The sequence below is a fragment of the Agriterribacter sp. genome, assembly GCF_035497235.1.
Classification (GTDB): Bacteria; Bacteroidota; Bacteroidia; order Chitinophagales; family Chitinophagaceae; genus Agriterribacter.
Genome location: NZ_DATJEB010000016.1, coordinates 1 through 15200 on the forward strand (window position 1 = coordinate 1; position 15200 = coordinate 15200).

The 15200-nt window shown below is 44.6% G+C and carries 10 protein-coding genes; 4 read left to right on the forward strand and 6 right to left on the reverse strand.

The genetic code is table 11. The features are described 5' to 3' along the window. Window positions 1-498 precede the first annotated feature (498 nt). Together VL121_RS05335 and VL121_RS05340 are read right to left on the reverse strand one after the other, a co-directional pair. Complete coding sequence (locus VL121_RS05335) at window positions 499-2742, reverse strand: Tex family protein (protein WP_325402927.1); 2244 nt, start codon at window positions 2740-2742, stop codon at window positions 499-501. 189 nt (window positions 2743-2931) lie between these two features. Next, complete coding sequence (locus tag VL121_RS05340) at window positions 2932-4281, reverse strand: exonuclease domain-containing protein (protein ID WP_325402929.1); 1350 nt, start codon at window positions 4279-4281, stop codon at window positions 2932-2934. A 722-nt stretch (window positions 4282-5003) separates the two neighbouring features. Here VL121_RS05340 and VL121_RS05345 point away from each other — a divergent pair. Further along, window positions 5004-7694 (forward strand): valine--tRNA ligase, encoded by a 2691-nt coding sequence (locus VL121_RS05345; protein ID WP_325402931.1) that lies wholly within the window; start codon window positions 5004-5006, stop codon window positions 7692-7694. A 97-nt stretch (window positions 7695-7791) separates the two neighbouring features. On the opposite strand, the gene VL121_RS05350 is transcribed toward VL121_RS05345, so the two are convergent. Genes VL121_RS05350 through VL121_RS05360 form a run of 3 tightly spaced genes read right to left on the reverse strand, consistent with a single transcriptional unit; the run spans window position 7792 to window position 12478 of the window. Beyond that, window positions 7792-9837 (reverse strand): OmpA family protein, encoded by a 2046-nt coding sequence (locus tag VL121_RS05350; protein WP_325402933.1) that lies wholly within the window; start codon window positions 9835-9837, stop codon window positions 7792-7794. Between the two features lie 26 nt (window positions 9838-9863). Then, entirely contained in the window at window positions 9864-10862 is a 999-nt protein-coding gene (locus VL121_RS05355; RefSeq protein ID WP_325402935.1) for a PorP/SprF family type IX secretion system membrane protein, read from the reverse strand. 32 nt (window positions 10863-10894) lie between these two features. After that, complete coding sequence (locus tag VL121_RS05360) at window positions 10895-12478, reverse strand: T9SS type B sorting domain-containing protein (protein ID WP_325402937.1); 1584 nt, start codon at window positions 12476-12478, stop codon at window positions 10895-10897. Window positions 12479-12772: 294 nt separating this feature from the next. Between VL121_RS05360 and VL121_RS05365 the strand changes: the two genes are divergently transcribed. Further along, the gene (locus VL121_RS05365) at window positions 12773-13207 is read left to right on the forward strand and encodes a CBS domain-containing protein (protein WP_325402939.1); all 435 of its coding nucleotides are present in this window, start codon (window positions 12773-12775) and stop codon (window positions 13205-13207) included. Window positions 13208-13272: 65 nt separating this feature from the next. Here VL121_RS05365 and VL121_RS05370 read toward each other — a convergent pair whose 3' ends face one another. Next, window positions 13273-13554, reverse strand: a complete 282-nt coding sequence (locus tag VL121_RS05370) for a DciA family protein (protein ID WP_325402941.1) — start codon at window positions 13552-13554, stop codon at window positions 13273-13275. Window positions 13555-13709: 155 nt separating this feature from the next. On the opposite strand from VL121_RS05370, the gene VL121_RS05375 reads away from it, so the two are divergent. Further along, window positions 13710-14432, forward strand: coding sequence for a YebC/PmpR family DNA-binding transcriptional regulator (locus tag VL121_RS05375; protein ID WP_325402943.1), 723 nt, complete (start codon window positions 13710-13712; stop codon window positions 14430-14432). Window positions 14433-14483: 51 nt separating this feature from the next. Continuing rightward, window positions 14484-15134, forward strand: coding sequence for a carbonic anhydrase (locus VL121_RS05380; RefSeq protein ID WP_325402945.1), 651 nt, complete (start codon window positions 14484-14486; stop codon window positions 15132-15134). Window positions 15135-15200: the final 66 nt, after the last annotated feature.

Sequence of the window (15200 nt, forward strand, 5' to 3'; positions counted from 1 at the left end):
CTTGTCATGCTGAGTCCGCCGCCGCGGCGGGAACGAAGCATCTGAGTTGTTAATGATAAGCGTAGCGAAATGATCGGAGCGAAGATGGATTCCTCCCTGCCTACGCCAGTAGCCGGGCTTCATCGGAATGACAGGCGGTGGTAGTATAGTTGAGCTGTGGTAGTGAAGCTGAACCGAACGGCGTTGCTTGTCATGCTGAGTCCGCCGCCGCGGCGGGAATGAAGCATCTGAGTTGTTAATGATAAGCGTAGCGAAATGATCGGAGCGAAGATGGATTCCTCCCTGCCTGCGCCAGTAGCCGGGCTTCATCGGAATGACAGGCGGTAGTAGTATAGTTGAGCTGTGGTAGTGAAGCTGAACCGAACGCCGTTGCTTGTCATGCTGAGTCCGCCGCCGCGGCGGGAACGAGACATCTTTAGCTTCGAATTTAATATCCGCCCCGGCGGACAGGTTTGGTTCTTGTTTTTTGTTATTTGATCCTTTGTATTCTCTGTATGCTTATTTCCCAAACTTTTTCTTCAACGCGCTTAGGGCATCGGTAAGCGAAGCATTAGACAGATCAGGCTGCTTTTCTTTTTTTTCAGGCGATGGGGTATGGCCTTTACGGAACTCATTTCGTTGAGGCGCTTCCTGTGTTTGTTTAATGGAAAGGGCAATGCGTTTACGCGCCTGGTCAACCTCCAGCACTTTTACGGTTACCTTGTCGTTGAGCTTTAATACTTCGCCGGGATCCTGTATATATTTATGCGCTATTTCCGACACATGCACCAGCCCGTCCTGCTTTACGCCAATGTCAATAAAAGCGCCAAAGCGGGTAAGGTTGGTAACAATGCCCGGCAATACCATGCCCACCTGCACTTCTTCTATGCTGTAGATGGCCGCAAATTCAAACTGCTGTACTTCGCTGCGGGGATCCAGTCCGGGTTTCTGTAATTCTTTTAAAATATCCTGTATGGTATGCTCCCCAAATTGTTCACTGATGTATTGTTTGGGATTGATGTCTTTAACCAGGGTTTCATTTCCTATTAACGTTTTTACATCTACCTTTTTCTCCGCCGCCATTTGTTGTACCAGCGCATAGGCTTCGGGATGCACGGAGCTGCCGTCTAAAGGATTATCGCCGTCCTTAATCCGCAAAAAACCGGCGCATTGTTCGTACGCTTTTCCGCCCAGGCGCGGTACTTTTAATAACTGGCTGCGGTTGGTAAAGCCGCCGTTTTCATTGCGGTATGTAATAATGTTATCGGCCAAAGTGCTGCCAATGCCGCTTACGTAGGCCAGTAAATGTTTGCTTGCGGTATTAAGATTTACGCCCACCTGGTTTACGCAACTCACCACGGTCTGGTCTAACCGCTCTTTTAGCCTGAACTGGTTCACATCATGCTGGTATTGCCCCACGCCAATGCTCTTGGGGTCAATTTTTACCAGCTCTGCCAGCGGGTCCATCAGGCGGCGGCCTATACTAACGGCACCGCGTACTGTAATATCCTGGTCGGGAAATTCTTCCCTTGCAGTTTCGGATGCAGAATAAATGGAAGCGCCGTCTTCATTCACCAGGAACACCGGCAGTCCAAGACTTAATTTTTTAATAAATTGCTCTGTTTCCCTTCCCGCCGTTCCATCGCCAATGGCAATGGCTTCAATATGAAAACTTTCCACCAGATGCCTGATGGTATGTTCCGAACTGCTGAGTTTACCGGGTTCGTGTATATATATCAGGTCATTCTTTTTGAACGCTCCTTTTTCATCTAAGCATACTACTTTACATCCGGTGCGGTAACCAGGGTCAATCGCCAATACTTTTTTTCCACCCAGCGGTGAACTTAATAACAATTGTTTCAGGTTTTCCGCAAACACATTGATGGCTTCCTCGTCAGACCGCTGTTTCAGCATGGTTCTGAATTCCGTTTCCAGTGCGGGTTGCAGTAGCCTCCGGTAAGCATCCTTCACCGCTTTTCTTACCTGAACACTGCTTTCGCTCATACCTCTGGCGTACAATGCCTCCATTTGTTCAACCGCCTGTTCTTCTGCGGGCGCAATGGCAATACGCAATACGCCTTCCACAAAGCCCCGCAGCACGGCCAGTGCACGGTGGGAAGGCACCTTCATTACCGGTTCGCTGTAATCAAAATAATCCTTAAACTTTATACCTTCCGTTTCTTTATCGCTCACTACTTTACTCTGCAGGGTGGCTTTGTCTTCAAACAGCTTTCGCATTTTGGCGCGGAGCTGTGCGTCTTCATTTACCTGCTCGGCAATAATATCTCTTGCTCCCTGTAAGGCCTCGTCAGCAGTTTTTATTTTTTCATTGAAATATTTTTCAGCTTCAGCCCCGAGGTCATTATCCTTTTGTTCAAGGATCAGCAAAGCCAGTGGTTCCAGCCCGTTTTCCTTTGCTACCTGCGCTTTTGTTCTCCGTTTAGGTTTATAGGGCAGGTAAATATCTTCCAGCTCGGCGAGGGTGCCTGCATTATTTAATTTTTGCTGTAGCTCCTCCGTCATCTTTTCCTGATCGGAAATGGATTTCTCTATGGCCGTTTTTCTTTCTGTAAAAGCTTTCAGGGTTTTGGCTTCATCTTCTATCTGCTGTATCACTACTTCATCTAAGGCCCCTGTTTTATCTTTTCTGTAGCGGGCAATAAAGGGAATGGTGGCGCCTTCGGCGAGCAATGCCAGTACGGTTTCCGCCTGCTGGGTACGGATATTCAGTTTTGTTGCTATAAGTGGTGCGAACGCTGTCATAAGCATGCGAAACTAAAGGCTGTAATTGAAAACAAAAACTTGGAAAAATGGGTGGGATTAAGTAAGAGGGAATACAAAGCACGAAGAACCAAATAAAACTCAAATGCTAAATCCGAAGAAGAAAACCCAAAATCCGAAGACAAACCATAAACTACAAATTAAAAATCCGGACTCGCTACTCACTATTGACTATTCACTAAAATCTACCCTTTGCTGCGGATTGATTTCAGCGTAGCGGTAAATCATATCCCGGATAAAATCATTGTCGTGGGAGGGTGTTAACATTTTTTTCAGTTTGGTCACACCCTTGAGCTTCATTTCCTTGGGGATATAGCCCATACCATAGAATTTTCCTTTTTCAATTAATAAACAACTTTGCTGCCCTTCTGCCACGCCTTCACCCAAAACCACAAAAGTAGGCAGTTCATCATGCAGGGTTTGCAATGCCCTTTCTACCCGCCGGTTGTATACAACAGGCTCATCATATTGTTCTGCAAAATCGCCGGTTTCTTTTGTTTTATCTACAAAACAAAGCCTGGGCGAAAGCTGGTGGCGCTCTATCATATTCCACAGCAAACGATAACCATCCCATAATAACCCAAAAGTATGTACAGGACGGAGGTGTTTTCTTTTTCGTTCAATGGCCAGCCGCGCATACCCCCGCTGGTCTTCAAAAACGTATAAGCCGTACTGAATGCTGATTTGCTTGCGGCTTGTGTTATAAATAGGCCACAGCCTTTTGATCTCGGTTTCTTCCAGCACGGCGGCCATGAGTTCTGTGCCACAAAGCTGGTAGCTAATGTGGTGCACATTACGGATGAATTCCTGCTTTTGCCGGCCCGCGCCGTTATGTGTGAAGTGGCTGCTGATCCGCTGTTTTAAGCTCTTCGCTTTGCCTACATAGATCACTTTTCCTTTTTCATTTCTGAAATAATATACACCTGGTTTTCGGGGCAATTGCTCAATCTGTTCCTTTGGGAGGTGGAGGGGCAGATACTGTTCCTTGGAAGATTTTTTGAGAAATTGCTCTATATGCGGTTGCGCGTTATGGCGCAGCAGCATTTCAAACAATTGAACGGTAGCCCATGCATCACCTCCGGCACGGTGGCGGTTTTCAATGGGTATGCGCAGGGAGCGGCAAATATTACCCAAACTATAGGAGGGAAGCTCCGTAAATACTTTTCGGGTGAGCCTTACCGTGCATAATTTTTTAGCGCTCAGTTCATAGCCGCACTCCTGCAGCTGATGCTTTAAAAAAGAGTAATCAAAATTTACATTATGCGCTATAAATACTTTATCATTAAGCAATGCAAACAGTTGAGCCGCTACTTCCTCAAAAGGAGGTGCATCGGCCACCATTTCATTGGTAATGCCCGTCATGGTTTGTATAAAATAGGGGATAGGCTGCAGGGGGTTTACCAACGTTTCAAAATGGTCAATCACCTTTGTTCCGTCATGCACAAAAACGGCTATTTCAGTAATGCCATTAGCGGCGGCATACCCGCCCGTGGTTTCAATATCAACTACCGCGTAAATCAAAATCCTTCTTTTTTGGCTTAACTAAAGGTAAAATCCTTTATCCATTTTTAGTAATATCTGTTCAAAAAGATTGATTATCAAGTACAAATAAAACATTTATCACACTATATCCACAATAAAGCGTGGCATACACAATAAAGTGATTATTATACGCTGAAATGGCTTAACTTCGGGTATCATTAATTTGAACAGTAAATATTAAAATATACGACAGCTATATAACAGTATTACAACCTGGGCAACACCAATTGATCATAGTTCCTACCCTCCTTTGAAAGCTTTATATAATCCGGTCCTGGTTTTTTCATCTTTAAAATCATCAATTATGAGGCTTTTCAATTCATTACACTTAGGTGAAGGTGCAAAAATCGCTATGATTGTTATACTGGTTTATGCAACGATTGCGGTTATCACGTACCTCTCCTGGTAAAATTATTTTCTTGAAAAAGCACTTTCTCCGGTTAACAGGGAAAGTGTTTTTTTTGTCCTTACCCCAGCTCGTTGCTCGTGGCAGTGATCACTCCTTCTGAGCCGTTAGCTAAAGTATACTAATAACGAGCTGATAATTCCTCCTTCACTTTCCACCACTCACTATTTACCTTTCACCATTCACCCCTCACCTCCTGAAACGATAAACGTGAAACGACAGCTTTTCACCTATTCACTTCTCACTACCGACCACTCACAAATCCTCTCACCACCCGTTTTATTCAGCCTTAAATATGCTTACCTTTGCCAGCTTTATGGAAGAACTCAGCAAAAATTATGAGCCTGCCGCCGTTGAAGAAAAATGGAACAGGCACTGGAAAGAAAAACAATACTTTAAGAGCGTGCCGGATAGCCGCAGGCCCTTTACCGTGGTTATTCCCCCACCCAATGTTACGGGGGTTTTGCATATGGGGCATACGCTTAATGAAACCGTGCAGGACATATTAGTGCGTAAAGCCCGGATGAGCGGCTTTAACGCCTGCTGGGTGCCCGGCAGCGATCATGCTTCTATTGCTACTGAAGCCAAGGTGGTAGGTATGCTTAAAGAAAGGGGAATTGATAAGAACAGTTTAAGCAGACCTGAGTTTTTAAAGTACGCCTATGAATGGAAAGAAAAATACGGCGGTATTATTTATAGCCAGATAGAAAAACTGGGTTGCAGCGTAGACTGGGACAGGGTAACTTTTACCATGGACGATGAGTATTACAAAGCCGTAATGAAAGTGTTTGTGGATTTACACGGCAAAGGACTGATTTACCGCGGCGCAAGAATGATCAACTGGGATCCGGCAGCGCAAACCGCATTGAGTGATGAAGAAGTAGAGTATAAAGATCTGCAGGGGAAATTATATTATATACGCTATAGCCTTACAGATGAAGCGGGAAAAGAAATCATTCATCCGCTGACCGGCGAAAAAGGAATTGTTATTGCCACCCAGCGTCCGGAAACCATTATGGGCGATACGGCTGTTTGTGTTAATCCTAACGATGAACGCTATGCGCATTTAAAAAACGCGAAGGCCGTTGTTCCGCTCATCAACCGTAGCATACCTATTATTTTTGATGCATATGTTGACCCGGCATTTGGTACGGGTGCCCTGAAAGTTACGCCGGCGCATGATATCAATGACTATAATATCGGTTTAAAGCACAACTTAGAAGTGGTAGATACGCTGAATGCCGATGGTACATTAAGCGAAGCCGCGCAAATATATGTGGGGGAAGACCGGTTCGCCGCCCGCAAAAAGATCATTGCCGGCTTATCGGGGAAGGGGTTCATTGTTAAAGAAGAAGAATATGCTACCCGCCTTGGCTACAGCCAGCGCACAGGGGTTGTGGTAGAACCCCGTATTTCAACGCAATGGTTTTTAAAAATGAAACCGCTTGCCGAACCTGCTTTACAAGCAGTTATAGATGGCGGGATCACGATCCACCCCGGCGATAAATTTCTGGCTACCTATAAGTATTGGTTAGAAAATGTAAAGGACTGGTGCATCAGCCGTCAGTTGTGGTGGGGGCAGCAGATACCCGCATGGTACGATGAGAAGGGCAACGTGGTGGTGGCTGAAAATGAAACTGCTGCTAAAAAATTATATGTCGCTCAGTATGGCGAAGACAATGTTTTGACGCAGGATGAAGATGTGCTCGACACCTGGTTCTCTTCCTGGCTTTGGCCTATGGAAGTATTTAAAGGCATCTCTGATCCGGGCAATAAAGACATAGCATATTACTATCCTACATCGGTACTGGTAACCGGGCAGGATATTATTTTTTTCTGGGTGGCCAGGATGATCATGGCGGGACTGGAGTATAATAAAGAAAAGCCTCTTGAAAAAGCTATCCCCTTTAAGGATGTATATTTTACCGGCATGGTGCGGGATAAGCAGGGCCGCAAAATGAGTAAACAACTGGGTAATTCGCCCGAACTGCTGAAGCTTATTGATGATTACGGCGCTGATGCCGTACGCTTCGGTATTATGATCTCTTCTCCAGCAGGTAATGACCTGTTGTTTGATAATGCTTCCTTGGAACAGGGAAAGTTCTTCAATAATAAACTGTGGAACGCGCTGAAGCTGGTGAAAATGTGGGAGCAACGGGTAGATGATTCGTTACCCGCTAATGATCATTTTGCTACGCAATGGTTTGAAAGCAGGCTAAATGAAGTGAAAGCGGAAGTAGAAAAATTGTTTTCAGAATTTCGCCTGAGCGAAGCCCTTAAAACCATTTACTCTTTAGTATGGGATGATTTCTGCAGTTGGTATCTCGAGTGGGTGAAGCCTGGTTTTGAGCAATCCATTGCAGCGGATGTATATAATAAAACGGTAGTTTATTTTACGGAACTGCTGCAATTATTGCATCCGTATATGCCCTTTATTTCTGAAGAAATATATCATTTGCTGGAAGAAAGAAAAGAAGATTTATGTGTGAAGCAGTTTACACCTGTTGCTTCCGCTAATAACATAAGATTGTCCGAAGGCGAGCTGCTTAAACAATCCATTACTGCCCTGCGTGATGCGCGGGTAAAAAGCAGGATCAAATCTAAGGATGAAATAACGCTGCATATAGAAACAACTGATCCCGGAAAATATGATCCTATCCGTGCCATACTGGGCAGGCAGGTAAATGCTCCAACCATTCATATTGCTGATACAGCGGAAAAAGGAAATATCAGCCTGGTGATTGGGAAAGATAAATTTTATGTTCATTCGGCGCTTCCTGCCGATCATGCCATGCAGAAGGAACAACTGGAAAAAGACCTTGTTTATCAAAATGGCTTTCTTGCATCTATAGCAAAAAAATTAAGCAATGAACGATTTGTACAAAATGCCAAACCCGAAGTAGTGGAGCTGGAAAGAAAAAAAATGGCCGATGCCGAAGCTAAAATTAAAGCGATAGCAGAAAGCCTGGCGCAATTAGAGGGGTGATGCAGGTCTCAGGTTTCAAGTTTCAGGTTTCAGGGTTCAGGGGCATTCCCTTGCAACTTGCACCCTGTAACCTGCACCACTTACCACTCACATCTCCCTATTCACTCCTCACCACCCTGTATTCCACCCTCCTGTTCTTTTCCCGCGCGGCAGGGTTGTCTTTACCGTTTATTTTTTCCGGCTCCAGCGGACAGCATTCGCCGTATGCCTTACCTGCTAAGCGATCTTTGCTGATACCTTTTTTAACCAAGTAACGGATACAGGCGTCTACCCGTTTTTGCGCCAGTTTTATATTGTATGCTGCTGAACCTTTACCATCGGTATAACCGCCTACTTCGATTACGACAGCATTAAATTTGTGCATGAATGCGGCAAGCGAATCCAGTTCATAAAAGGAGGCATTCCCTAATGCCGACTGGTTGAAGGAAAATTTGGCCAGGGTGGCGGATTCGCTCAAATCAAACCCTTCCCGCTCCGTTGCGGATTGGGTTACTAAGGAAAGGCATATGTTGTTGTTACTGATCGTATCTGTTCCGGCTTCAAAATATACTTTATAGCTTTCATTCGCAGGATGGTACCCCTCTTTTTCGGCTGTGATTTCAAAACGGGAGCTATTTTTCAGTTCAAAACTATAGCTGCCATCACGGTTGGTTTGCTGTTTGAGCAATACTTTTCCGGCGTGCTTTGGATCTTTTATGGTTAATGCCACACCGGCTAAGGGCTGGTTGCTGCTACAGTCTGTAACCGAGCCGCTTACATATTGCGCGTTATCCTGGCGAACGGAAAAAAGTTCTAAACAACAATCCGTTGCCCTGTCGGAGCTTAACCAGCCGGTATTCCACAGGTTATCTTCATCGGTACTTATAAAATACAGGTCGTCTTTGGATGAGTTAACCGGCTTGCCGGCATTTACAGGCTTATCCCAGTTGGATAGCCGAAAATCTCCTTTCACCGAAAAAATATCGTAACCTCCCATGCCCACATGGCCGTTGCTTGAGAATAAAAGCGTTCTGCTGGTTTGGTGATAAGAGGGAGCGGCTTCATCTCCTGCAGTGTTCACAATATTACCCGCATTCGTAACCAGCAGGGCGTTAAAATTACTGTCTAAGGCGGCATACCATATATCGTATTTACCAACACTTCCTTCGCGGTTGGAGGAAAATAAAAGATATTTCCCGTCTGTAGTAATAAAGGGCTGTGTGCTGTTCGATCCATCCATATTTACCGGTTCAGGTAAAGGCACGGGTTTTGTCCAGCCGGTATCCGTTTTGTCTGAACTGTAGATGGCCGAAGTGGTGGTGCCGTTGTTCACCATCCACCGGGTAAAGAACATTTTTTTTCCTTCCTTTGAAAAAGTAGCTAACCCGTTATGAATACCCGGGGCTTCATCTGTTTTAATTATTTTCCCCTTTCCGGTTATAGCATCTTCCCCGGCCGCCTCATATAAGCGGGCAACAAACAGGTCATTTTTTTTATCTTCATGCACAGCCGTGTAAACGGTATTGCCCGGCTGGGAAGCAGACAGGGCATAGGCAGAAGTATTTGGCGGCATTTGTTTGCGGGTTACAAAAAACCCGTCTCTTTCTTTTAAAGATTGTTCTCTTATAAATTTAAGGTTTTCCAGCTCTTTATCTGCACCAACCAATAATTCGTCCATGCGGGTATACGATTCGCGGAAAGTGGTGATAGCATTGAATGCTTCCTCATATTTTTGATTGGCGCGCAATGAAACGCCATACCAGTATGGGCATGCGGGGTAAGCGCTCCCCGAAAATGACATGGCTTCCTTATACCATTTTTCAGCCAGGGTATAATTATTGACCAGCCGGTAGCTTTCAGCCAGGCGGTATACTACTTCGTTATGGATATTCAGATTTGATTTTCCGGGTGCTTTCTTTTTTACGGCAAAGGGCTGCGACCGCGGCGTTATTTTTATTTCGGTGCCGAGGTATTTTTCAAAATACTGTATGGCTTCGTAATACCTTTTTTGTTTAAACAGTTCCTCCCCTTTGGTATAATAACCCGGTTGATCAGTTTGAGCAGGCGCAACCAATGCGCAAAGCAAAAAAATAATGATGGTTCCGGCACTTCTCAATAATAAAAACATTTTTCTGCCTGCCAGGTATTTGAAGTTGTTGTGCATAGGATTATCATTTGCATGCCTCCGTTTTAAAAGCGGGGACAATAAAAAGGTTTTGTTTTCATACTGTTCTTCCGCCACCAGGTATAGGATAGCGATACTTCCACGCTGTTGCGGTTTATTTCCATTGCATTTTTGGTAGACACATTCGTGTCGTAACTCATTCCCACGGTTATACCTTTATAATAAAACCCGGCGAAAGGAGATATGGCATCCCGGAAGCGGAGGTTAGCGCCAAACATCAGGTCAACCTGCTCGCTTGCGTTTACCTGCACATAAGCGCCGGCCATCTTTTCTGCTGTTTCGCCCTGGCTCATATACAATACATTCGGCACAATATTCAACAGGCTGGATACAATAATTCTTGCCCCGGCATGCAGGCTGTAACGTATGGGCATTGTTTGCTTATCGCCTCCTGCTATAAACGGGTCCTTTGGCTGGGTGATATGAAAAGCTGAAAAACCGCCAAAGAGATTGATTTTTCTATCGGCTGTGGCATCATAATATACCAGTCCTGCGCCGGCATCAAATGAAAATACATTCGGTTTGTGAAATACTTCCGATGAGTGCGCCGAAGGATCGTAGCCAATGCCTGATATCCATTGTTCGCCAAACTGCAGTTGGTTTACATTAAAGCTCCTGTTCAGCACACCTGCCTGCATGGCCATTACCAGGTAATGATCCTTAAACCTTACCCCGGTATAGGCAATGCTCAGGTAAGCATTGGTATAGTTATATGCTTTATCGGAGGAAGACTGGTTCAGCAGGTTAACGCCAAGGTTAATATTTTTGCTGGTAGGCATTTCTGCCGACAGTCCTTTGGTAGAAAATGTATTACCATACTGGCTGCGCCATACAGCCGATACCCTGTAATCGCCCTCAATAGCGCCGGTAAGGGCAGGATTTAACGACATGGGCTGAATAAAATATTGCGAAAAATGCGGATCCGCCTGCGCATATCCGGCTCCGGGTAAACCATATATGCCCGCCATTACTGCCAGCAATATTTGCAATATGCTTTTCTTCATTTCAAAAAATTTATAATACCTCATTGCAGTTTTTATCTTATTAACCGTATGGTACCTTTTTTAATAAAGCTGTCCTCATTGGATAACCGTACCTTAACCACGTATACATACATGCCTACCGGCTGCGGATTGTTTTTATGTGTTCCATCCCATCCCTTCTGGTTGTCTTTTGTTTCATAAAGCATTACACCCCATTGGTTGTATATTTTTATTTCAGCGGCGGTTACCGATGATCCGTATACTTTGAACAGGTCATTCTTTCCATCGTTATTTGGGGTAAATGCGTTAGGTATAAAAAAATCTTTATTATCTACTTCTGTTTTTATGCTTGCCGTATCAATGCATCCGTCTGCCGACCTGGCTATAACATAATAGGTACTGGTGGTGTCGTTAATAATAAAAGACTGCGTATTGGCGGTTTGATTGCTGAAATACATTTCAGGCTTCCAGCCAATTACTTCATAGGTTGAACTGGCGGAAGTGGTAAGTGTTGCCGGCGCCCCCACCAGCATAGGGTTGGGGTTGGCTTTCAGCGAAACGGAAAATTCCCGCACCAGCACATTTACGATGGCGGTGTCTGTACAACCTGCTTCATTTATGGCGATGGCTTTATAAATAGCATTACCGGCAGGTTGCACTATAATGCTTTCGCCTGCTCCCGTGTTTTGCCATATTATTTCGTTGCCTGGTGAAGTTGCGGTAAGCGTAACCGGCAGGCCTTTACACGCCACCACCGTATTGTTGGTTGTTATAACCGGCTGGTCATTAAGCACCACAATCACAGGTGCGATGGTGGTTGAGCAGCCACCTGCGCTTATGCCGCGAATGTAAAACGTATCACTAACCGCTACAGCCTGTGGATCGCTAAGTGGTATCGTACCGGCTTCATCCGTAAAATAATGATAGGTGAGCCCGTTGGTGCTGCCCGATGTAATAGCGGGGTCTGTTATATCTGCAGTAGGTGACCCGCAAACAGGTAAGGGATTGGTAATAATAAGCAACGGATCGCCTACATCAATATTGGCAGTAGCCGTGCTGGTACAGGCCCCGCTGCTGAAAGTATAATTAACTGTATAGGAGCCGGGAGTACTGGCAGAAAGATTAACTGTTCCGGTAGTGCTGTTAATGGATAGCCCGGAAGCGGAATTGTAGGTCCCGCCGCTCTGTCCTGTTAATGTTACGGTGGCTGTACCCGTTCCGCAATAGGGAGATTGATCATAACTTATGGTTACTTCCGGCAAGGGGTCTGCTGCAATTTGTACAGCAGCAGAGGTATCACTTTCGGCACCGGAGTTTACTATTCTTCTGAACCAATGGGTTTGGCTTAATGCCCCGGGAGCGTATCCCTGGCTTGTTGCGTTATTAATATTAGTAAATCCTGCGCTGGCAGAGGTAGTGCTGCTTTGCCATTGAAAGGTAAAGCTCCCGTTTCCTCCTGTGGGAGCGCTACCCGTTAAGGCAGCAGGAGCGGTATGCTGACAAATGGACTGATCGCTGCCGATGGTATTGTTTCCTACCGGCAAGCCATACATATTCCAGGTTTTTTGCGGCAAGATGCCCGCGAAAGCAAACTGCACACAAACCACCAATGAAACTAAAAGGAAATGGTTTCTCATTACTGTCAACAGGTATTGGATTATGATATTGGTCTTTCTTCAAAAGTTATTATGTACATTAACTTATAGCTTCAGAAGTTATTGTATGTCAATATTTTTTTTTGATGATATTTAAAAAATGATCATGGGAAGCGCTGTAAATGAACCGGAATATCTATTGATGCCGAACAGAATGAGCCATACGGCACAGGCAGCTATCGGAATTTCCAGGATATCAAACAATTGTCGTATCTTTTGAACCATAATTCATCCTGTCTGCATAATTGTTTAATTTATAACCAAAAACATAGCATAATGAGAACGGTTGAACACATTTTTATGCGCAAAGGTCACCACAACATTACTGTTGATCCCGGCATTTCTGTACTTGGCGCATTGAAGATCATGTCTGAAAAGAACGTTGGATCTGTGATTGTTATGGATGACAAAGGGAGATACCGCGGACTGGTTACAGAAAGGGACTATGCCCGTAAAGTAATATTACTCGGAAAATCATCGGGCGATACGCCTGTAAGTGAAATTATGCTGGAACATTTGCCTAAAATTACGCCCGAGCACACGCTTGAAGAATGTATGAGCATAATGACAGCGCATAATATCCGTTATTTACCCGTTTTTAAGACGGGTGAATTTTATGGCGTGATTTCGGTGCTGGATATTGTAAAAGAAACCATACTGGCGCAACAGGAAACTATTGACCAGTTGCATAGTTATATACATTCTGTGTAGGAGCCGGGTATTTTGTACCCTGATTATGATTTAGGAATAACTGCAGGGTTAAAAGGATTCTGGGATCAGCGGATCACAATATCTGTAATAAGGCGCTCTCCAAGGGCTTCATTTACTCTTTGAATGATCTTTTCTTTCTGGAAAAGCAGTTCATTTTTAAGGGGTGCCACGGAAGTAACAATAAACAGCGTACGGTTCATAATCTGTATCTTATCGGTATACCGTGCAATGGTTTTGCCCATCAGTTGTTCCCATATATCGGTTATCTGCAGCGCCTGCATGTTTCCCTTCAGCCTGCTTTTCTGAAGAAACAATTTCATCGCGTCTCCCATGGAAAGTTCGCTCATACCGCTAAGGTAGGATGAATAGCGGATTTTTATTTTAAAAATAGCAAAGCGGTTATTTTTTATGGTTTCAGCAGGGTGCAACCGGTTTCCTGTATATAAATCGTGGCCGTGCCGCTATATATTTTTCCCTCCATTACCTTACATTTGCAACACTTATGGGAAGAATATTTGAAGTACGTAAATCAACCATGTTTGCACGGTGGGACCGTATGGCGAAACAGTTCAGCCGTATTGGAAAAGAGATAGCTATTGCCGTAAAAGCCGGCGGGCCAGATCCCACTACCAATCCGGCTTTGCGCCGCTGTATGCAAAATGCAAAAAGCGTAAACATGCCCAAAGACAGGATAGAGGCTGCTATTAAAAGAGCACAGGGCAAGGAAATGGAAAACTTTGAGGAGATATTATACGAAGGATACGCTCCTCATGGCGTGGCGGTACTGGTGGAAACCGCTACCGATAATCATGTGCGTACGGTAGCTAATGTAAAATCGCATTTTAATAAAGGTAACGGTACTTTGGGAAACAGTGGGAGCGTGGCTTTTCAGTTTAAAAAAATGGGCGTATTTAAACTGAAGCCCGAAGGGTTAAACGCGGAGGAACTGGAACTGGAATTGATTGATCATGGACTGGAAGAGTTAGGTGAAGGTACCGGTGAAAATGAAGAGGATATACTGGTACTGCGTACCGGTTTTACCGATTTCGGTAATATGCAGAAAGCGCTGGAAGAAAAACATATTACACCCATAAGCGCCGAAGTAGAATGGATACCTTCTACTACGGTTGAATTGCCCGAAGACCAGGTGCAGGACGTGCTGAAATTGGTTGATCGCCTGGAGCAGGACGAAGACGTGCAGAAAGTATTTCATAACTTACAATAAGCAGAGGCAGGTATTATATTTACATTACCTGCCGATGCGCCTTCATTTCATATGACTACCTACCAACAGATTTTTGAAAATAACAGGAACTGGGTCGCTTCTAAAACCGCTTTGGATGTTGACTTCTTTAAAAAATTAGCCTCTGATCAAAACCCGGAGTATCTGTATATTGGTTGCAGCGACAGCCGCGTGCCTGCCAATGAAATTATGGGACTCGACTCAGGCGAAGTGTTTGTGCACCGCAATATAGCCAACCTGGTATGCGCAACAGATTTAAATGTAATGGCAGTAATTAATTATGCGGTGCGGTACTTAGATATAAAACACATTATCATTTGCGGACACTATAATTGCGGTGGTGTAAAAGCCGCTATGCAGCCTAAAGACATGGGCATCCTTAACCCCTGGTTAAGAAATATCCGCGATGTTTACCGTTTACACAAAGAAGAACTGAACGCTATAACCGATGAAAAGCAACGGTACGACCGGCTGGTTGAGCTGAATGTGCAGGAGCAATGCGTAAACGTAATTAAATTAGCCAGCGTGCAGCAGGAATACGTAAAAACGGGTTATCCTATTGTACATGGCTGGGTTTTTGATTTGAAAACCGGGTTGCTTAAAGATCTTAACCTCGACTTTGAAAAGATATTGCACGATATCCAGGAGATATATAACCTTACTGATACCAACTGGAAGCGATAATTCTTGTTTTGGTATCAGGTATCAGCCATCAGATGAGTAACCAATGATACGATAAATTGGACTTCT

Coding starts and splice junctions, on each gene's coding strand:
- VL121_RS05345 (WP_325402931.1), top strand. CDS start 5,004: ATGCTTACCTTTGCCAGCTTTATGGAAGAACTCAGCAAAAATTATGAG.
- VL121_RS05380 (WP_325402945.1), top strand. CDS start 14,484: ATGACTACCTACCAACAGATTTTTGAAAATAACAGGAACTGGGTCGCT.
- VL121_RS05365 (WP_325402939.1), top strand. CDS start 12,773: ATGAGAACGGTTGAACACATTTTTATGCGCAAAGGTCACCACAACATT.
- VL121_RS05375 (WP_325402943.1), top strand. CDS start 13,710: ATGGGAAGAATATTTGAAGTACGTAAATCAACCATGTTTGCACGGTGG.
- VL121_RS05335 (WP_325402927.1), bottom strand. CDS start 2,742: ATGACAGCGTTCGCACCACTTATAGCAACAAAACTGAATATCCGTACC.
- VL121_RS05370 (WP_325402941.1), bottom strand. CDS start 13,554: ATGAGCGAACTTTCCATGGGAGACGCGATGAAATTGTTTCTTCAGAAA.
- VL121_RS05350 (WP_325402933.1), bottom strand. CDS start 9,837: ATGCACAACAACTTCAAATACCTGGCAGGCAGAAAAATGTTTTTATTA.
- VL121_RS05355 (WP_325402935.1), bottom strand. CDS start 10,862: ATGAAGAAAAGCATATTGCAAATATTGCTGGCAGTAATGGCGGGCATA.
- VL121_RS05360 (WP_325402937.1), bottom strand. CDS start 12,478: ATGAGAAACCATTTCCTTTTAGTTTCATTGGTGGTTTGTGTGCAGTTT.